Origin of the sequence: Cupriavidus sp. CuC1 (genome assembly GCF_044627735.1) — a bacterium.
GTDB classification, from domain to species: domain Bacteria; phylum Pseudomonadota; class Gammaproteobacteria; order Burkholderiales; family Burkholderiaceae; genus Cupriavidus; species Cupriavidus ulmosensis.
This window is the reverse complement of the sequence record NZ_JBIUHC010000038.1, coordinates 41,357-58,481: the sequence shown is the minus strand read 5'-3', so window position 1 is coordinate 58,481 and position 17,125 is coordinate 41,357. Positions and strand designations below refer to the sequence as shown.

General features: G+C 66.2%; 18 protein-coding genes. 12 read left to right on the top strand and 6 right to left on the bottom strand.

Features of this window, described 5'->3' with window-relative positions; genetic code table 11:
* Nucleotides 1-8 precede the first annotated feature (8 nt).
* The 7 genes from ACGLHR_RS18220 (at nt 9) to ftsB (ending at nt 6,592) form a co-directional block, all read left to right on the top strand.
* Entirely contained in the window at nt 9-830 is an 822-nt protein-coding gene (locus tag ACGLHR_RS18220) for a peptidase (RefSeq protein ID WP_267606117.1), read from the top strand.
* A gap of 21 nt (nt 831-851) precedes the next feature.
* Complete coding sequence (locus ACGLHR_RS18215) at nt 852-1,685, top strand: alpha/beta fold hydrolase (RefSeq protein WP_400095672.1); 834 nt, start codon at nt 852-854, stop codon at nt 1,683-1,685.
* A 136-nt stretch (nt 1,686-1,821) separates the two neighbouring features.
* Complete coding sequence (locus ACGLHR_RS18210) at nt 1,822-3,474, top strand: CTP synthase (protein ID WP_267606121.1); 1,653 nt, start codon at nt 1,822-1,824, stop codon at nt 3,472-3,474.
* A gap of 29 nt (nt 3,475-3,503) precedes the next feature.
* Nucleotides 3,504-4,376, top strand: coding sequence for a 3-deoxy-8-phosphooctulonate synthase (gene kdsA / locus ACGLHR_RS18205; RefSeq protein WP_267606122.1), 873 nt, complete (start codon nt 3,504-3,506; stop codon nt 4,374-4,376).
* 90 nt (nt 4,377-4,466) lie between these two features.
* Complete coding sequence (locus ACGLHR_RS18200) at nt 4,467-4,757, top strand: DUF1330 domain-containing protein (protein ID WP_006160203.1); 291 nt, start codon at nt 4,467-4,469, stop codon at nt 4,755-4,757.
* Between the two features lie 124 nt (nt 4,758-4,881).
* Nucleotides 4,882-6,171: a phosphopyruvate hydratase gene (gene eno / locus ACGLHR_RS18195; RefSeq protein ID WP_043344931.1), complete on the top strand. Its 1,290-nt coding sequence runs from the start codon at nt 4,882-4,884 to the stop codon at nt 6,169-6,171.
* Nucleotides 6,172-6,253: 82 nt separating this feature from the next.
* Nucleotides 6,254-6,592, top strand: coding sequence for a cell division protein FtsB (gene ftsB / locus ACGLHR_RS18190; RefSeq protein ID WP_174422818.1), 339 nt, complete (start codon nt 6,254-6,256; stop codon nt 6,590-6,592).
* A 107-nt stretch (nt 6,593-6,699) separates the two neighbouring features.
* Here the strand turns inward: ftsB and ACGLHR_RS18185 are convergent, their stop codons facing one another.
* The 3 genes from ACGLHR_RS18185 to ACGLHR_RS18175 all read right to left on the bottom strand — a co-directional run bounded on the left by ACGLHR_RS18185 (nt 6,700) and on the right by ACGLHR_RS18175 (nt 8,808).
* A complete protein-coding gene (locus ACGLHR_RS18185) occupies nt 6,700-7,095 on the bottom strand; it encodes a hypothetical protein (RefSeq protein WP_400095670.1) in 396 nt (131 codons plus the stop codon).
* 112 nt (nt 7,096-7,207) lie between these two features.
* The gene (locus tag ACGLHR_RS18180) at nt 7,208-8,236 is read right to left on the bottom strand and encodes an Hsp33 family molecular chaperone HslO (RefSeq protein ID WP_400095668.1); all 1,029 of its coding nucleotides are present in this window, start codon (nt 8,234-8,236) and stop codon (nt 7,208-7,210) included.
* 47 nt (nt 8,237-8,283) lie between these two features.
* Complete coding sequence (locus ACGLHR_RS18175) at nt 8,284-8,808, bottom strand: gamma carbonic anhydrase family protein (protein WP_400095667.1); 525 nt, start codon at nt 8,806-8,808, stop codon at nt 8,284-8,286.
* Between the two features lie 126 nt (nt 8,809-8,934).
* Between ACGLHR_RS18175 and ACGLHR_RS18170 the strand changes: the two genes are divergently transcribed.
* Entirely contained in the window at nt 8,935-9,822 is an 888-nt protein-coding gene (locus ACGLHR_RS18170; protein WP_400095665.1) for a ferritin-like domain-containing protein, read from the top strand.
* Here the strand turns inward: ACGLHR_RS18170 and ACGLHR_RS18165 are convergent.
* Both ACGLHR_RS18165 and ACGLHR_RS18160 read right to left on the bottom strand, forming a co-directional pair.
* Complete coding sequence (locus ACGLHR_RS18165) at nt 9,816-10,175, bottom strand: hypothetical protein (protein WP_400095664.1); 360 nt, start codon at nt 10,173-10,175, stop codon at nt 9,816-9,818. The two genes, ACGLHR_RS18170 and ACGLHR_RS18165, sit on opposite strands and share 7 nt — an antisense overlap.
* 408 nt (nt 10,176-10,583) lie before the next feature.
* Entirely contained in the window at nt 10,584-12,317 is a 1,734-nt protein-coding gene (locus ACGLHR_RS18160; protein WP_267606132.1) for an acyl-CoA synthetase, read from the bottom strand.
* 171 nt (nt 12,318-12,488) lie between these two features.
* Between ACGLHR_RS18160 and ACGLHR_RS18155 the strand changes: the two genes are divergently transcribed.
* A complete protein-coding gene (locus ACGLHR_RS18155) occupies nt 12,489-13,382 on the top strand; it encodes an alpha/beta fold hydrolase (protein WP_400095662.1) in 894 nt (297 codons plus the stop codon).
* Nucleotides 13,383-13,410: 28 nt separating this feature from the next.
* Here ACGLHR_RS18155 and ACGLHR_RS18150 read toward each other — a convergent pair whose 3' ends face one another.
* Complete coding sequence (locus tag ACGLHR_RS18150) at nt 13,411-14,523, bottom strand: FAD-dependent oxidoreductase (protein WP_400095660.1); 1,113 nt, start codon at nt 14,521-14,523, stop codon at nt 13,411-13,413.
* Nucleotides 14,524-14,737: 214 nt separating this feature from the next.
* On the opposite strand from ACGLHR_RS18150, the gene ACGLHR_RS18145 reads away from it, so the two are divergent.
* From ACGLHR_RS18145 to ACGLHR_RS18135, 3 genes are all read left to right on the top strand, one after another.
* On the top strand, nt 14,738-15,583 hold the full coding sequence (locus ACGLHR_RS18145; protein ID WP_400095658.1) for a 3',5'-nucleoside bisphosphate phosphatase: 846 nt from the start codon (nt 14,738-14,740) through the stop codon (nt 15,581-15,583).
* 141 nt (nt 15,584-15,724) lie between these two features.
* Nucleotides 15,725-16,348, top strand: coding sequence for an L-threonylcarbamoyladenylate synthase (locus tag ACGLHR_RS18140; RefSeq protein WP_267606633.1), 624 nt, complete (start codon nt 15,725-15,727; stop codon nt 16,346-16,348).
* Nucleotides 16,349-16,396: 48 nt separating this feature from the next.
* Nucleotides 16,397-17,062 carry a site-2 protease family protein gene (locus ACGLHR_RS18135; RefSeq protein WP_400095656.1) on the top strand — a complete coding sequence of 222 codons (666 nt, stop codon included), beginning with the start codon at nt 16,397-16,399 and terminating at the stop codon, nt 17,060-17,062.
* The last annotated feature ends 63 nt before the right edge of the window (nt 17,063-17,125 follow it).

Here is a 17,125-nt window from a genome sequence, read left to right as displayed (position 1 = left end):
ACAAGATCATGACGTACTGTGTAGCCATGCGGCTGGACACCGGGCTGGTGTTCCTTTCCGACTCCCGCACCAATGCCGGCGTCGACGCGATCTCGACCGCGCGCAAGATGACCGTGTTCGAGGAGCCGGGCGATCGCGTGATGGTCTTGCTGAGCGCAGGCAACCTGGCGATCAGCCAGGCGGTGCGCCAGATCCTGGCGGAGGGCCGTGACGAGAAGCGCTCGCTGTGGACGGCGCGCGATATGTTCGAGGCGGCCGCCATCGTCGGCGACGCGGTGCGCCAGGTGCACAAGCACGACGCCCATGCGCTGCGCGAGGCCGGCATCGAGTTCAATGTGAGCCTGATCTTCGGCGGCCAGATCCGCGGCGAACGCGTGCGCCTGTTCCATGTGTACGCCGCCGGGAATTTCGTCGAGGCCACGCCCGAGAACTGCTATTTCCAGATCGGCGAGGCCAAGTATGGCAAGCCCATCATCGATCGCGTGGTGGAGCCGACGCTGCCGCTGGGCGAAGCCGCCAAGTGCGCGCTGATCTCGATGGACTCCACGCTGAAGTCGAATATCTCGGTGGGCCTGCCGTTGGACCTGCTGGTCTACGAGGGCGATTCGCTGCGCGTGACCCGCTTCGTCAATATCGACGAGAAGAACGCCTACTTCCGCATGATCCGCGATACCTGGGGGCAGCGCCTGCGCCAGGTCTTCGGCGAGATCAACGATCCCGAGTGGGATGCCGACGCGCCGGCCGAGTTTCCGCTGGCGCGCCAGGGCGCCGGCGACCGCTGGGGCCAGCCGGTGCGCGCCACGCGCGAACGTGCCGGCACGCAGGACTGAGGGCGCACGGCGAATACCCCGATGCGCGACATCCTGCATTTTTCCCATGCCAACGGCTTCCCGGTCAGCACCTACCGCAAGCTGTTTGGAACGCTGGAAGACGATTTCGAGATCCGCGCCGTGGACCGTTATGGCCACGACCCGAAATTCCCCGTCACGCGCGAGTGGCCGCACCTGGTCGACGAACTGCTGGCTTCGATCGAGCAGAAGTACCGCGAGCCGGTATGGCTGGTGGGACATTCGCTTGGCGGTTTCCTGTCGCTGATGGCCGCGCTGCGCCGCCCGCAGTGGGTACGCGGCGTGGTGATGCTGGATTCGCCCGTGATTGCCGGGTGGCGCGCCGCTTTGCTCAAAGCCGGCCAGCGCTTCGGCCTGGATGAGCGGCCCAGCCCGGCTGCCGCGACCCGGCGCCGCCGTACGCACTGGCCGGATGCCGAGGCGGTGTGGGAGCACTTTCGCGCCAAGCCTGTGTTTGCGTCGTGGGACGAGGAGGTGTTGCGCGACTATGCGATGCATGGCACGGAGCCGACCGGCAACGACGCCGAGCGCCGCCTGCGTTTCGAGCGCGAGATCGAGTACCAGATCTATCGCACGCTGCCCACCAGCCTGGGCGCGCGCGTGGCGCGCGGGGCGCCGGTGCCGGTCAGCTTTGTCGCCGGCACGCGTTCGCGCGAAGTGCGGCAATGCGGGCTCGGCGCCACGCGCAAGCTGGTGGGCGAGCATCTGCGCTTTATCGAGGGCGGCCATCTGTATCCGATGGAGCGGCCCGGGCAGACCGCCGGGCTGATCCGCGATCTGGTCGGGCAAATGCGGGGCGATGGCGCCGCGAGCGCGTCCGTAGCCGGGGCAGGATAGGGCTGTGGCGGGAGGCGCGGGCGCGAAGCGGCGAATGCGTCTCCGCGGCTGCCGGGCAAGGCGACTTGTCGCAAATGCGGCGCTGCAGCAGGCGGCCTCTCATGTATAATCCCAATTTCCCCGGCAAGCTCGGTTTATGACCAAATTCGTCTTCGTCACCGGTGGTGTCGTCTCTTCTCTCGGCAAGGGCATCGCTGCTGCTTCGCTCGCGGCCATTCTCGAGTCGCGCGGCCTCAAAGTCACCCTCCTCAAGCTAGATCCCTACATCAACGTCGATCCCGGCACGATGAGCCCCTTCCAGCATGGCGAAGTGTTCGTCACGGAAGATGGTGCGGAAACCGACCTCGATCTCGGCCACTATGAGCGCTTCGTCTCGGCCAAGATGCGCAAGTCGAACAACTTCACCACGGGCCAGATCTACGAGTCGGTGATCCGCAAGGAACGCCGCGGCGAGTACCTCGGCAAGACGGTGCAGGTGATCCCGCATATCACCAACGAGATCCAGGCCTTCATCGAGCGCGGCGCGGCTGCGTCGCACGGTGGCAAGGCGGACGTCGCACTGGTGGAGATCGGTGGCACGGTGGGCGACATCGAGTCGCTGCCCTTCCTGGAAGCCGCGCGCCAGATGAGCCTGCGCATGGGCCGCAACCATGCGGCCTTCGTGCACCTGACGCTGGTGCCGTTCATTGCCAGCGCCGGCGAGCTCAAGACCAAGCCGACCCAGCACTCGGTGCAGAAGCTGCGTGAAATCGGCATCTCGCCGACCGCGCTGCTGTGCCGCGCCGACCGCCCGATTCCGGACGAAGAGCGCGCCAAGATTTCGCTGTTCTCCAATATCCCGCAAGAAGCCGTGATCTCGGTGTGGGACGTGGACAGCATCTACAAGATCCCGCAGATGCTCAACGAGCAAGGCCTCGACCGCCTGATCTGCGAGGAACTGCGTATCGATCCGAAGCCGGCTGATCTCTCCATGTGGCAGCGCCTGGTCAATGCCCAGGAAAATCCGCAGCACGAGGTCACCATCGGCATGGTGGGCAAGTATGTCGACCTGACCGAATCCTACAAGTCGCTGATCGAAGCGCTGCGCCACGCCGGCATGCACACCGCCACCCGCGTGAACATCGAGTACATCGATTCGGAAGAACTTGAATCGGGCCACCTTGAAGTGCTCAAGCCGCTGGACGCCATCCTGGTCCCGGGCGGCTTCGGCAAGCGCGGCACGGAAGGCAAGATCCGCGCTATCCAGTACGCTCGCGAGAACAAGGTGCCGTACCTGGGCATCTGCCTGGGCATGCAGCTGGCCGTGATCGAGTTCGCCCGCCACGTGGCGGCGATGGCCGATGCCAACTCGACCGAGTTCAACCTGGAAACCGAACATCCGGTGGTCGCGCTGATCACCGAGTGGGTCGATCGCGAAGGCAAGGTCGAGCAGCGCTCCGCCGAGTCCGACCTGGGCGGCACCATGCGCCTTGGCGCGCAACGCGTGCCGGTCAAGGCCGAGACCAAGGCAAGCCAGATCTATGGCGCCGAAGTCAACGAGCGCCATCGCCATCGCTACGAAGTCAACAATCACTACGTGCCGACGCTGGAAAAGGCGGGCATGGTGATCTCGGCCCGTACGCCGACCGAAGACCTGCCCGAGATGATGGAACTGCCGGAAAGCCTGCACCCGTGGTTCGTGGGCGTGCAGTTCCACCCGGAATTCACCTCCACCCCGCGCGATGGCCATCCGCTGTTCAAGGCCTACGTGGAAGCGGCGCTGGCCAGCCAGCAGAGCAAGGCGGGCTAAGCCCCGGCACCGCAAGCAGGAGATTAGTGATGAAACTCTGTGGATTTGACGTCGGCCTGGACCGGCCCTTCTTCCTGATCGCCGGTCCGTGCGTGATCGAGTCCGAGCAGATGGCGCTGGATACGGCCGGTGAGCTCAAGGCGATCACGAGCGAGCTCGGCATCCCCTTTATCTACAAGTCCTCGTTCGACAAGGCCAACCGCTCGTCGGGCCGGACCTTCCGCGGCCTGGGCATGGAGAAGGGGCTCGAGATCCTCGCCACCGTCAAGCGCGAGATCGGCGTGCCGGTGCTGACCGACATCCACGAGATCGACGAGGTCAAGCCGGTGGCGGCTGTGGTCGACGTGCTGCAGACGCCGGCCTTCCTGTGTCGCCAGACCGACTTCATCCGTGCCTGCGCGCAGAGCGGCCGCCCCGTCAATATCAAGAAGGGGCAGTTCCTCGCGCCGCATGACATGAAGAATGTCATCGACAAGGCGCGCGATGCCGCGCGCGAGGCCGGGCTGCCGGAAGACAGCTTCATGGCCTGCGAACGCGGCGTTTCCTTCGGCTACAACAACCTGGTCTCGGACATGCGCTCGCTGGCGATCATGCGCGAGACCGGCGCGCCGGTGGTGTTCGACGCCACCCACTCGGTGCAGCTGCCGGGCGGCCAGGGCACCAGCTCGGGCGGCCAGCGCGAGTTCGTGCCGGTGCTGTCGCGCGCGGCCGTGGCGACGGGTGTTGCGGGCCTGTTCATGGAAACGCATCCGGACCCGAGCAAGGCCATGTCGGATGGCCCCAACGCCGTGCCGCTGTCGCGCATGAAGGAACTGCTGTCGGTGCTCAAGGATCTCGATACGCTGGTCAAGCGCTCGGGCTTCCTCGAAGACAATTTCGGCTGGCCGGCGGCTTGCGCCTGAGCTTGCCGTGCCACCGCGATCATGGCCGTCATCAGGCGGCCATGATCAGCCAAGTAGAATCAACATCATAAGAACATACGGAGATACGCCATGGCCAGCGGCTATATCATTGCCCACGTCGATGTCACCGATCCCCAGCAGTATGAAGAGTACAAGGTGCTCTCCAGCCATGCCATGAAGGTGCATGGCGCCGAGGTACTGGTGCGCGGCGGCAAGACCGAGAAGCTGGAGGGCGACTGGGCCCCGACGCGCGTGGTCGTGCTGAAGTTTCCCAGCTATGACGCGGCAAAGTCGTTTCACGACAGCGAGGAATACCGCGCCGCGCGCAAGTCGCGCGAGCACGCCGCGCGCATGAACATGATCGTGGTGGAAGGCGCTTAAGCGTTGTTCGGCGTTAGTCGGCGTTAGTCAGCGTTAGTCAGCTTCTCATTCAGTCAGCGGTAGTCCAGGGCATGGCGCCCGTGTAGTAAGAAGTCATCAAGCATCAACAGTCCAAGAGGAATCCATGAGTGCAATCGTAGATATCATCGGTCGCGAAGTTCTCGACTCGCGCGGTAACCCGACGGTCGAGTGCGACGTCCTGCTCGAATCCGGCGTGATGGGCCGCGCGGCAGTGCCGTCGGGCGCATCCACCGGCTCGCGCGAAGCCATCGAGCTGCGTGACGGCGACAAGTCGCGCTACCTCGGCAAGGGCGTGCTGAAGGCGGTCGAGCATATCAATACCGAAATCTCCGAAGCCATCATGGGGCTGGACGCTTCCGAGCAAGCGTTCCTGGACCGCACCTTGATCGACCTCGACGGCACCGACAACAAGGCCCGCCTGGGCGCCAACGCCACGCTGGCCGTGTCGATGGCCGTGGCGCGCGCCGCTGCCGAAGAGGCCGGCCTGCCGCTGTACCGCTACTTCGGTGGTTCGGGCGCCATGCAGATGCCCGTGCCGATGATGAACATCGTCAACGGTGGCGCGCACGCCAACAACAGCCTGGACATCCAGGAATTCATGATCATGCCGGTGTCGCAGACGAGCTTCCGTGAAGCCCTGCGTTGCGGCGCTGAAGTGTTCCACGCACTGAAGAAGATCCTGTCCGACAAGGGCATGTCCACGGCGGTTGGCGACGAGGGCGGCTTTGCCCCCAACTTCGCTTCCAACGAAGAGTGCCTGAACACCATCCTCCTGGCCATCGAGAAGGCCGGCTACCGCGCTGGCGAGGACGTGCTGCTGGCGCTGGACTGCGCGGCGACCGAGTTCTATCACGAAGCCGAAGGCCAGTACCACCTGGACGGCGAAGGCCTGAAGCTGACCTCGACCCAGTTCGCCGACTACCTGGCCAACCTGTGCGACAAGTTCCCGATCGTGTCGATCGAGGACGGCATGGGCGAAGGCGACTGGGACGGCTGGAAGGTGCTGACCGACAAGCTGGGCAAGCGCGTGCAGCTGGTGGGCGACGACCTGTTCGTCACCAACACCAAGATCCTGAAGGAAGGCATCGAGAAGGGAATCGGCAATTCGATCCTGATCAAGATCAACCAGATCGGCACCCTGACCGAAACCTTCGCCGCCATCGAAATGGCCAAGCGCGCCGGCTACACGGCCGTGATCTCGCACCGTTCGGGCGAGACCGAGGACAGCACCATCGCCGATATCGCGGTGGGCACCAACGCCGGCCAGATCAAGACCGGCTCGCTGTCGCGTTCGGACCGTATCTCGAAGTACAACCAGCTGCTGCGCATCGAGGAAGATCTCGGTGATATCGCCAGCTACCCGGGCAAGAGCGCGTTCTACAATCTGCGCTAAGCTCGTGTCCTGCGCCGGCCGCGCTCAATGCCGCGGCCGGCGCAGGACGCAACTCCCTTTTTTTGCTTAAGCGCCAGAACCCATGCGCCTGATCTCGTTGCTGTTGTTTGTGCTGTTGCTCGCCATCCAGTATCCCTTATGGCTGGGCAAGGGCGGCTGGCTGCGTGTGTGGGATATGGACAAGCAGGTGCAGGAACAGAGCGCGCACAACCAGGCGCTCAAGCTGCGCAATGCCAAGCTGGAAGGGGAAGTGAAGGACCTGCAGGATGGCACCGGGGCCATTGAAGAGCGTGCCCGCTACGAGCTGGGCATGGTCAAGGATGGCGAGGTGTTCGTGCAGTTCGTGGCGCCGGCCCCCAAGGTCAGCGCCACGCCGCCGCTGCCGCCTCCGGCGAACTCCCCGGCATTCAATCGCCATTGACTGGCGTCAGCCTCGATCGGTAGCGGGCGCCCGCCCCCTCTCCCGCTGAGGGGCGAGGGAGCAAACACCGTCGTCATTTCAGTCGGTTTTGGCGCATTCCCGCAAGCTCACCACCAGTATGGGTAGCCGCCCCAACCCCGGTAGTATCCCGGGCTGCTGAAGCCAACCCCGCCGCCCCAGTGGCCACCTCCCCATCCGCCGTAATACAGGTTCCAGCTTGGCGAAGGATAGCCATAGGTTGCGGCCCGCGCCATGGCCTCCGCCTGTTGCTGGCGGGCAATCGCGGCCTCCTGCTCGCGCAGCACCTGGCGGTTCAGCGCATCGATCTTCTGGATATCTTCTGCGGTGACGGGAGGCGGCGGCACGCCATTGGGCGCCAGGCGGGCAGTCGGCGGCGAGCCGTTGATGTCGCGCGGCAACTGGGCGCAGCCGCCGCAGGCCAGTACGGTGCCTAGAAGCAGGGCGCTGATCGTGGCGCACGGGTGAGAAGGCAAAGCGGGCATGATGACTCCCTGACTCTGGTGGGTCGCTGACGCTTGGACCCCGGCGCAGGGCAGAAAGGTTCCTGCCGCTGCGCCTGGTGTCGTCGCTTGCATCGTCCGCCGGCGCTGCCGCTCAGTGCTGCTGGCCCGCGCCGTCGCCGGCGCCGGTAGCCACGGGGACCGGCGTGAACAGCTGCGCGCAGTCGACCGGGTCGAAGTGGTATTGCTGGCCGCAGAAATCACACTGGATTTCCACTTCGCCGCGTTCCACCAGGATGTCTTCAATCTCCACGCGGCCCAGGTTCTGCAGCATGCCCGCCACCTTGGCGCGCGAGCACGAGCACTGGAAGTGCGGGGTCAGCGGCTCGAACACACGCAGGCCGGTGGCTTCCAGGTCTTCCCAGAACAGGCGGCGCAGCAAGGTATCCGGCGTCTCGGCCAGCAGTTCGGCGTCCTTCAGCGTGGCGCCGAGCTGGCAGGCACGGTCCCAGGTGTCGAGATCCTGTGCGCGGCCGCTTTCCCCTAGCGGCGCACCGGTTTCGCCGACTTCCGCGGGCGGGCGTTCGGCGTGGCCTTCCAGCGTGCCGCCGTAGGACGGCAGCTTTTGCAGCAGCATGCCCGCGGCGATCTTGTCGTCGGCGGCCAGCCACAGCCGCGTGTCGAGCTGCTCGGACGTCTGCATATAGTGCTCGAGCACGGCGGTCATGGATGCCATCGGGCCATGCTTGTCGGCCAGCGGCACGATGCTTTGGTAAGGCTGCTGCCCGGGGAGCTTGTCCTGCGGGTCCAGCGTGATGGCGAAGCGGCCGTGGCCGCTGACGTTGACGAGATCCGCCAGCGTGGCGTCGTCGGCCAGCGTCACGCCTTCGGCGAGCTTGGCGGTTGCGCGCATCGACAGGTCGGACAGGCACTCCACCACCAGCATGCGCACCGGGCCGTCGCCGTGCACTTGCATCACCAGCGCGCCGTTGAACTTCAGGTTGGCTGAAAGCAGGGCGGCGGCCGACATCATTTCGCCCAGCAGCCGGCGCACCGGCGTGGGGTAATGATTGCGGCGCAGCACTTCTTGCCAGGTGGCCTGCATGCGTACCAGCTCGCCGCGCACGGGGGCCGCGTCGAACAGGAATTTCTGCAGGGTGTCAGGGGTGGTGGTGTCAGTCACGATGATCCGTCGGTAAATCGGTGCCGCTGGCGCGGCGCCTTGGTCGCTTAGTCGATGCGTTTGAGTTGCGTCTTGTACATGGCCTGGCGCGTGGCGTAGGTCTCGGCATTGCGATACAGGTTGGCCACGTCCTGCTCGGTGAGCTCGCGCACCACCTTGGCCGGCGCGCCGAGGATCAGCGAGCGGTCCGGGAAGACCTTGCCTTCCGTGACGACGGCGCCGGCGCCGACCAGGCACTCCTTGCCGATCACGGCACGGTTCAGGATCACCGCCTGGATGCCGATCAGCGAGCCTTCGCCCACCGTGCAGCCGTGCAGCATGGCCTGGTGGCCGATCGAGACCTTGTCGCCGATGGTCAGCGGGTAGCCGGGGTCGGTATGGAGCACGGTGCCTTCCTGCACATTGCTGGACTCACCCACCACGATCGGCTCGTTGTCGCCACGGATCACCACGCCTGGCCAAACGCTGGCACGTGACTTAAGCGTCACGTTGCCGATGATGGTGGCCTCCGGCGCCACGTAGGCATCCGGATCGATGGTGGGGGCAACGTCGCCGAGCTGGTAAAGCGCCATGGGGTCTCCTGCACAAGTTCGTATGGGTATATGGGGTTTGCCGCCAGGCTTTAAAGGGTGCGGGGCGGGGGTGCGACTGCGCGGTCCGCGGCACCCTACAATGGCGGCAACCCGGATTTTACGCTTATGCCAGCAAACCTTCCTGATCCCGATGCCGGCGGCGCGCCGCTTGCTGCACCTGAGCTGCCGCGCGGCTTCGCATCCCTGTCCTTGCGCCGCCAGGCGCTTGCCATCCTGTGCCTGAGCGATGCGCACCATAAGGCCGCCGCCACGCGCTGGATGCGGCAGGCGGTCGCCGCCGTGACGCCAGAGGCGCTCGGCATCGATGAGTCGATCCTGGCCGAGCTGCCGGTACCGGGCCGGCCGCCACTGCCCGAACTGGTGCCTCCGCAAAGGGTGGAACGGCGGCGCTCCATCCATACGCCGGCCGGCCGCGCGGCGCTGATCCACGCGCTTGCGCATATCGAGTTCAATGCCATCAACCTGGCGCTGGATGCGATCTGGCGCTTTGGCGGGATGCCGCCGGCCTTCTACGTGGACTGGCTGCGCGTGGCCGACGAAGAAGCGCTGCACTTCAGCCTGCTGGCGGGGCACCTGGCCACGCTGGGCGCGCGTTACGGCGACTTGCCCGCGCACAACAGCCTGTGGGAAATGGCGGACAAGACCGCTGGCGACGTGCTGGCACGCATGGCGCTGGTGCCGCGCACCCTGGAGGCGCGGGGGCTGGACGCCTCGCCGCCGGTGCGGGCCAAGCTGGCCGCGGCCGGCGATCATGACGCCGCCGCTATCATAGACATCATCCTGCGCGATGAGGTTGGCCACGTGGCGATCGGCAACCACTGGTATCGCTGGCTATGCGCGGGCCGTGGCCTCGACCCTGTCGCCACCTACGCAGAACTTGCCGAGCGCTACCAGGCGCCGCGCCTGCGCCCGCCTTTCAACCTGGCGGCGCGGCGCGCGGCGGGCTTCGACGAGATCGAGCTGGCCTTGCTGGAAGGGCAAGCGGCTCAGTAGTAGTCGGCCATCAAGACGATGCCTTGCCGGCTGCTGCCGGGATCGTTGCCTTTCACGAACTGCACGGCCTGGACGGATGTCCGTGCAGTCTTCAGCATGGCCACCTTGCCGGGCACCGGCGGCAGCGCGGCGAATTCCGCGGAATGGCTGCCGTTCGCCGGACAACTCACCGAGGGGGTTCCGCTCGCGCTCATCTGTGCGGTGCAGGACGGCGCCACGATGGCTCCCTGGAAGATGATGACGCCATCCGCGGCCCACGCGCAGACGGATAGCGCTGCACTCGCCAGGACGAGAGGCAGGCGCCTTGCGAGTTGTTGGGCGGCGCAGTGGCCGGTGAGTTCAAACGTGCTCATCGTGACCCCCTGTTCAGCATCGAGTTGAAGCGCGTTAGGAAATTTCTGCGCGCTCTTTGGGAATTTTATTTCCAATAATCAGAAAAAATATTCACGCTAATCTGAATTTTCCTAAACATATTTTTGCACTATTCTGTTTGGTCAGATTGGCGCTGATAGGTGTATTGAGCGCGGCAGAGAGCGGTCATAGGAATATTCCTAGTTTAAAAGGGGATCTGGTTTGTTTTCAGGGTTTTTATAAGAACATTCTTATAAATATTCCTGGAATTTTGAATTGCCATAGGCGACTCCCCGGGCCTGGCGTTGCATGTCCTTGCTAACGTCAGATTCGGGGAATACTTGACCGGGGGGAGGGGGCGATGAAAGGCGATAGGCGGGCGGCAGCCTTGCGGCCGCGCCCGCGCCAGGCTACGGGCGCGTAGCGGTATTGCGCTTGGCTTCCATCTCGCGCAGCAGGCGGCGCTGGATCTTGCCGGTGGTGGTCATCGGCAACTGCGCGATGAACTCGATGGCCTTGGGATATTCATACGGCGCAAGCTGGCCGCGCACATGCTGCTGCAGCTCGGCAACCAGCGCGGCGTCGGCTTGCGCCGAACGCGCGACCGATGGCACCAGCACGATGAACGCCTTGACCACCGCGCCGCGCTCCGGGTCCGGCGAGGGCACCACCGCGCAGTTCGACACGGCGGGATGCTTGAGCAGGCAGTTCTCGATCTCGCTCGGGCCGATGCGGTAGCCGGAGGATTTGAAGACATCGTCGGCGCGCCCCTGGTACCACAGGTAGCCGTCTTCGTCGATGCGCGCCAGGTCGCCCGTGCGGCACCAGCGCAGCCCGTCACGCTCCAGGTACTTGCCGGCAGTGGCGTCCTCGTTGCGCCAGTAGCCGAGGAAGAACACGGGGTCGGGGTGGCCGTGGACGTCGGTGCTGCACACGGCCACCTCGCCGTCCTCGCCCGCCGCGCAGGGCTTGCCCTCGTCGTCGACCACGGCGATGCGGTGGCCGGGGTAGGGCCGGCCCATCGAGCCCGGGCGCGCCGGCCAGCCTAGCTGGCCATCGTCGTTCTGCGCGGTGCAGTTGCCCACGATGTAGTTGATCTCGGTCTGGCCGAACATTTCGTTGACGACCACGCCAAGCGCGTCGCGGCACCAGGCGAACACGGTTTCCCCCACGGCTTCGCCCGCGCTCATCAGCGCGCGCAGGTGCAACTGATAGTGCTCGCGCGGCGCGGGGCAGGTCTTCATCATCTGCTTGAGCGCGGTGGGAAACAGGAAGGTATTGGTGACGCGATAGCGCTCCATCAGCGCGAAGGCGGTTTGCGCGGAGAACCTGCCCTGATAGCCCACGATGGTCTTGCCGAAATACAGCGTGGGCATCAACGCATCCCACAGCCCGCCGGTCCAGGCCCAGTCGGCCGGGCTCCAGAACACGTCGCCGGCTTGGGGAAACCAGTTTTGCGAACAGACGAAGCCGGTGAGATTGCCGATCAGCGCGCGGTGCGGGATCAGGGCGCCCTTGGGCTGGCCGGTGGTGCCGCTGGTGTAGATCAGCACCGCGGCCTCGTCAGCCTTGGTTTCCACGGCGGTGAATTCAGGCAGTTCCGCGGCGAGCATCACGTCCCAGTCATGCTCCGCGCGGCCCACGGCAGCGCCGACGCCGATCACCGAGGCCAGGGCGGGGCACTGTGCGCGCGCGGCCAGCACGTTGTCGATCGAGGATTCGTCGGCGATGGCCACGCTGGCCTCGCTGTGCTGGAGGCGGTAGGCCAGCGCTTCCGGGCCGAACAGCATCGACAAGGGCATGGCAATGGCGCCGAGCTGGTAGATCGCCATGTGCGCAATCACCGTCTCGATGCGCTGGGGCATGACGATGCCGACGCGGTCGCCGCGTGCCACCCCCAGCGTGCGCAGCGCCCGCGAGAGGCGATCGGCCTCGGCCTGGATGAAGGCGTAGCTGTAGCTGGCGCGGCGCCCGTCCTCATGCTCGGTGTGGACCGCGATGCGGTCCATCGTGGCGGGGTCGCGTGCCCAGCGGCCGCAGCATGCGTCGGCCAGGTTGAATAACTCGGGCACATGCCAGTGGAATTGCGTGTAGAGCGCGGGATAATCGTCGCGCCGGCTTGCTGGCAGGGCGGGTGCGGCCATGCTGGGTCTCCTGGGTTGCGCTCGCTTTGCGCCGGAGGCGGGCCGGGATGTGGGCCGGGCCGGCTTGCCGCTATAATCCGCAAACGAACGATCGTTCTATTTTTAGGCTTCCCCGTTGTCGCGGGTGAAAGCGTCCGCCACGATCAGGGAAAAGGCACCCGGGGAGACACCATGACAATAAGAGAAACCTCGCGCTCGGAATTTATCACGTTGCGCGGCCTCAACATGCACGTGCGCCATTGGGGCGAGCCCGGCGCGCCCACCTTGTTCCTGCTGCACGGCTGGATGGACGTGGCGGCCTCGTTCCAGTTCATGGTGGACGCGCTGGAACGCGAGTGGCACGTGATCGCCCCGGACTGGCGCGGCTTTGGCCAGACCGACTGGCCCACGCGCTATCCCGGCACGGAGTCCTACTGGTTTCCCGACTATGTCGCCGATCTCGAGGCCGTGCTCGACCACTACCAGCCGGACGCGCCGGTGAACCTGGTGGGGCATAGCATGGGCGCCAACGTGGCCTGCTTTTATGCTGGCATCCGTCCCGAGCGGGTGCGCCGCGTGGTCGACCTGGAGGGATTTGGCATGACGGGCACGCGCGCCGAGCAAGCGCCCGGTCGCTATGCGCGCTGGCTCGATGAGTTGCGCCAGCGCCAGCCGTTGCGGTCCTATGACAGCGTGGGGGCGGTGGCGGCACGGCTGCAGAAGACCAACCCGCGCCTGCCCGATGACCGCGCAGCTTTCCTGGCTGAGCACTGGTCAGCGCGCAATGCGGATGGCCGTTGGGAGGTCCTGGGCGATGCCGCGCACAAGATGGTCAACCCGGTCCTGTACCGGCTCGACGAGGTGATGGCGATCTGGGCGCAGGCCACCGCGCCGGTGCTGCATGTGGAAGCGCGCAATTCGCAGACGCTCAGCCATATCGCAAAGGGGCAGCCGCTGGAGGCGTTCAAGCAGCGCTTCAAGGCGTTCCGCGATTTCCGCGAGGCCGTTGTCGATGACGCCGGCCACATGCTCCATCACGACCAGCCGCGGATGGTTGCCGGTCTGGTGGAGTCCTTCTGCGCCTGAAGCTGCGCGGCTGTCGCTGCTGACGCGCTCAGGCGTGCGTCAGCTTTTCCTTGAGCGTGGCGTTGTTGCTGGTGTGGACATGGACCAGCGCCTTTTCGGGGAAGGCGTAGTGATACGCGCGCCGCAGCGCCAGCGCGGCCTCGTGGAAGCCCGACAGGATGAGCTTTTGCTTGTTGGGGTAGAAGGCGATGTCGCCCGCGGCGAAAATGCCGCGCCGGGATGTCTCGTAGGTGGTGGTATCCACCATGATGCGCCCGGCGTGCATGTCGAGGTCCCATTGGGCGATCGGGCCGGGCTCGGAGACCAGGCCGTACAGCGCCACGAGTTCGTCGGCGGGCAGGCTGATGGTGTCGTCGCGGGTACGGATGTCGACGCTGGCCAGGGTGTCGCCCTCGGTCTTGATCGCGCCCAGCATGCCCACCACGAAGTCCATCTCGCCGGCGGCGACAGCCGCGCGCATCTCGGCTACCGTGCCGTCGGCCGCGCGAAAGGCTTCCCGGCGATGCAGCAGCGTGACGCGCGCGGCGGTCTTGCGCAGCGCCAGCGCCCAGTCCAGGGCGGAGTCTCCGCCGCCGGCCACCACCACGCGCTTGCCCTTGAAGCGCGCGGTATCGCGCACGGCGTAGTGCAGGTGGCGGTCTTCCAGCGCGGCAGCCTCGGGCAGCGCCACGCGCTGCGGGGCGAAGGCGCCGGCGCCGGAGCACACCAGCACCGCGGCCACGTCGAAGCGCCTGCCGGTGTCGGTTGTGACCAGCAGGCGGTGCGCGTGCTCATGGCCGGCCGCGGCGTGATGTTCGCGCGGGATCTCGGTCAGTCCGTTGGCGCGCTCGTTGAAATGCATGGGAAAGGCGAACGGCGCGCATTGCTCGAGCAGGCGGTCGACCAGGTCCTGCGCCAGGCAGCCGGGCACCGCGGGGATGTCGTAGATCGGCTTTTCCGGATAGAGCTCGGTGCACTGGCCGCCGGCGCGGTCCAGCACGTCGATGAGCTCGCACTTCAGCCCCAGCACGCCCGCCTGGAAAGCGGCGAACAGGCCGACCGGGCCGGCGCCGACGATCAGCACATCGGTGCGGATCACGTCGGTCGGGACGGTTGGGGGGCGGGCATCGGGCGTGGCGGAAGCAGGGGCTTGGGTCGGCATGGCTTGGCAGGCGGCGCGCGCGGCGGCGCCAGGCAGGAGGGTCGTCAGGCCCCAACTATACCGCGCAGGGCCGGGCCGGCCGCCTACGCCAGCGTTGGCGGCAGGGCTATCGGCGCGAATGTGTGGGCCAGCCCACGCGGCGCGCATTGGCGCGGGATTAAAGTCGGATTGAAGTTGGATTAACGCGGAATTATCGCGAGAGTAGAATAGACGTATGCAAAATTCACACGCAATCAACGCAGATCTGCATTGCCATTCCACGGTTTCCGACGGCATGTTGTCCCCCGAGGAGGTTGCCGCGCGCGCACACGCCGGCGGCGTGGCGTTCTGGGCGCTGACGGACCATGACGAGGTCAAGGGCCAGGCCAGGGCGCGGGCCGCGGCCGAGGCGCTCGGCATGCGCTACGTGCCCGGGGTGGAGATCTCGGTGACGTGGGCCGGCCAGACCGTGCATATCGTCGGCTTGCAGATCGATCCTGACTGCCAGGTGCTGGTCAATGGCCTGGCCGCCACGCGCTCCGGGCGCGCGGCCAGGGCGCAGGACATCGGCGAGGCGCTGGCCGCGATCGGCATCGAAGGCGCCTATGAGGGCGCGCTGCGCCATGTCGGCAATCCCGACCTGATCTCCCGCACCCATTTCGCGCGCTGGCTGGTGGAGCAAGAGCGGTGCAAGACCATCAGCGAGGTGTTCGACGATTACCTCGGCGAAGGCTGTCCGGGCTATGTCGGGCACCGCTGGGCCAAACTGGCCGATGCGGTGAAGTGGATCCAGGCCGCCGGCGGCATTCCGGTGATGGCGCACCCGGGCCGCTACAACTACACGCAACTCCAGCACGATGCGCTGTTCGACGAGTTCAAGCAGCTCGGCGGGGCGGCGGTCGAGGTGGTCACCGGCAGCCATACGCCGGAGCAGTACCGCCAATATGCCAATGTCGCGCATCACTACGGCCTGCTGGCCTCGCGCGGCTCGGACTTCCATGGGCCGGGCGAGGGACGGATCGAGCTGGGCTCGCTGCCGCCGCTGCCGTCGTCGGTCACCCCGGTCTGGCATGACTGGTAAGCAGCGCCGGCCACTGCCCGCCCGGCGCCAAGGCCGCCCGAATCCGCCATGCGCTCCCTTCGCATCTCCCCATCGCAGAACCGGCCCGGTGTGCGCGCGGCGTTTGCGCGGATCCCGCGGCTGGCCGCCCCAGGCCCGCACATGTCCCAATACTTCGAAATCCATCCGCTCAACCCGCAATCCCGCCTGATCAAGCAGGCCGCGCAGATCATCGGGCAGGGCGGGCTGATTGCCTTGCCCACCGACTCCAGCTACGCGCTGGCCTGCCGGCTCGACGACAAGGCCGCGGTGGAGCGGCTGCGCCGCCTGCGCGGGATCGACGACAAGCACCATCTGACCCTGATGTGCAGCGACTTGTCAGAGCTCGGCAACTTCGCGCGGGTGGACAACCGGCAGTACCGCTGGCTCAAGGGCGCCACGCCCGGGCCCTATGTCTTCATCCTCGAGGCGACCAAGGAAGTGCCGCGCCGGCTCTCGCATCCCGCCCGCAAGACCATCGGCGTGCGGGTGCCCGACCATCCCATCCCGCTGGCGCTGCTGGCCGAAGTGGGCGAGCCGCTGATTTCGGCCACCCTGCAGCTGCCGGGAGACGAAGCCCCGCTCAACGAACCGGAAGTGATCCGTGCCCGGCTGGAAAAGCTGCTGGAACTGGTGATCTGCGGCGGTGCCGCGCCGGCGCAGCCGACCACGGTGATCGACCTGACCGCCGGCGAGCCCGAGCTGGTGCGCCAGGGGGGCGGCGATATCGAACGTTTCGGCCTCTGATTGCCACCGAACAGTCGCTTTGCCGCGGTCCCGGTACAATAGCGACCCATGGATTCTTCCCTGATTCAGACCCTAGCGGTCTACGCCCTGCCGGTCCTGTTCGCCATCACGCTGCATGAGGCCGCGCACGGCTACGTGGCCAAGCTGTTCGGCGACAACACCGCCTACTCGATGGGCCGCGTCAGCCTTAACCCGGCGCGCCATATCGATCCCATCGGCACCATCGCGGTGCCGCTGCTGCTCTATTTCATGACCAGCGGCCAGTTCGTCTTCGGCTACGCCAAGCCAGTGCCGGTCGCCTTCGACCACCTGCGCAATCCGCGTTGGCATGGCATGTGGGTGGCGCTGGCGGGCCCGGGCAGCAATGTGCTGCAGGCCTTCCTGTGGGCGCTGATGGCGGTCGGCCTGGTGGTGGCCAGGGTGCAGGAGCCCTTCTTCACCCAGATGGCGCAGGCCGGCGTGCTGGTCAACCTGGTGATGGCTGCGTTCAACCTGTTCCCCGTGCCGCCGCTCGACGGCGGCCGCGTGCTGACTGCGCTGTTGCCGCAGCGGATCGCGCATGCGGTGTCGCGCATCGAGCCCTACGGCATCTTCGTGGTGCTGGCGCTGGTGGCGGCTGGCGTGATCACCAAAGTGTGGATGCAGCCGGTGATGGGGGCGCTCAGAAGCCTGGTGCTGCTGATGCTGCAACCCATCCTGGCGCTGGTGCAGTAGGCCGCGCCGCGGCGCCGGCGCCCATGGCGGCGCCGACGTCGAATACGAGTACCCGTACCTGCA

Bases quoted from the DNA above. Each gene is read 5' to 3' on its own strand.
- ACGLHR_RS18220 (WP_267606117.1), top strand. From the start codon at position 9: ATGACGTACTGTGTAGCCATGCGGCTGGACACCGGGCTGGTGTTCCTT.
- ACGLHR_RS18165 (WP_400095664.1), bottom strand. From the start codon at position 10,175: ATGAGCACGTTTGAACTCACCGGCCACTGCGCCGCCCAACAACTCGCA.
- ftsB (WP_174422818.1), top strand. From the start codon at position 6,254: ATGCGCCTGATCTCGTTGCTGTTGTTTGTGCTGTTGCTCGCCATCCAG.
- ACGLHR_RS18155 (WP_400095662.1), top strand. From the start codon at position 12,489: ATGACAATAAGAGAAACCTCGCGCTCGGAATTTATCACGTTGCGCGGC.
- ACGLHR_RS18185 (WP_400095670.1), bottom strand. From the start codon at position 7,095: ATGCCCGCTTTGCCTTCTCACCCGTGCGCCACGATCAGCGCCCTGCTT.
- kdsA (WP_267606122.1), top strand. From the start codon at position 3,504: ATGAAACTCTGTGGATTTGACGTCGGCCTGGACCGGCCCTTCTTCCTG.
- ACGLHR_RS18170 (WP_400095665.1), top strand. From the start codon at position 8,935: ATGCCAGCAAACCTTCCTGATCCCGATGCCGGCGGCGCGCCGCTTGCT.
- ACGLHR_RS18140 (WP_267606633.1), top strand. From the start codon at position 15,725: ATGTCCCAATACTTCGAAATCCATCCGCTCAACCCGCAATCCCGCCTG.
- ACGLHR_RS18175 (WP_400095667.1), bottom strand. From the start codon at position 8,808: ATGGCGCTTTACCAGCTCGGCGACGTTGCCCCCACCATCGATCCGGAT.
- ACGLHR_RS18145 (WP_400095658.1), top strand. From the start codon at position 14,738: ATGCAAAATTCACACGCAATCAACGCAGATCTGCATTGCCATTCCACG.
- ACGLHR_RS18210 (WP_267606121.1), top strand. From the start codon at position 1,822: ATGACCAAATTCGTCTTCGTCACCGGTGGTGTCGTCTCTTCTCTCGGC.
- ACGLHR_RS18160 (WP_267606132.1), bottom strand. From the start codon at position 12,317: ATGGCCGCACCCGCCCTGCCAGCAAGCCGGCGCGACGATTATCCCGCG.
- ACGLHR_RS18150 (WP_400095660.1), bottom strand. From the start codon at position 14,523: ATGCCGACCCAAGCCCCTGCTTCCGCCACGCCCGATGCCCGCCCCCCA.
- eno (WP_043344931.1), top strand. From the start codon at position 4,882: ATGAGTGCAATCGTAGATATCATCGGTCGCGAAGTTCTCGACTCGCGC.
- ACGLHR_RS18135 (WP_400095656.1), top strand. From the start codon at position 16,397: ATGGATTCTTCCCTGATTCAGACCCTAGCGGTCTACGCCCTGCCGGTC.
- ACGLHR_RS18200 (WP_006160203.1), top strand. From the start codon at position 4,467: ATGGCCAGCGGCTATATCATTGCCCACGTCGATGTCACCGATCCCCAG.
- ACGLHR_RS18215 (WP_400095672.1), top strand. From the start codon at position 852: ATGCGCGACATCCTGCATTTTTCCCATGCCAACGGCTTCCCGGTCAGC.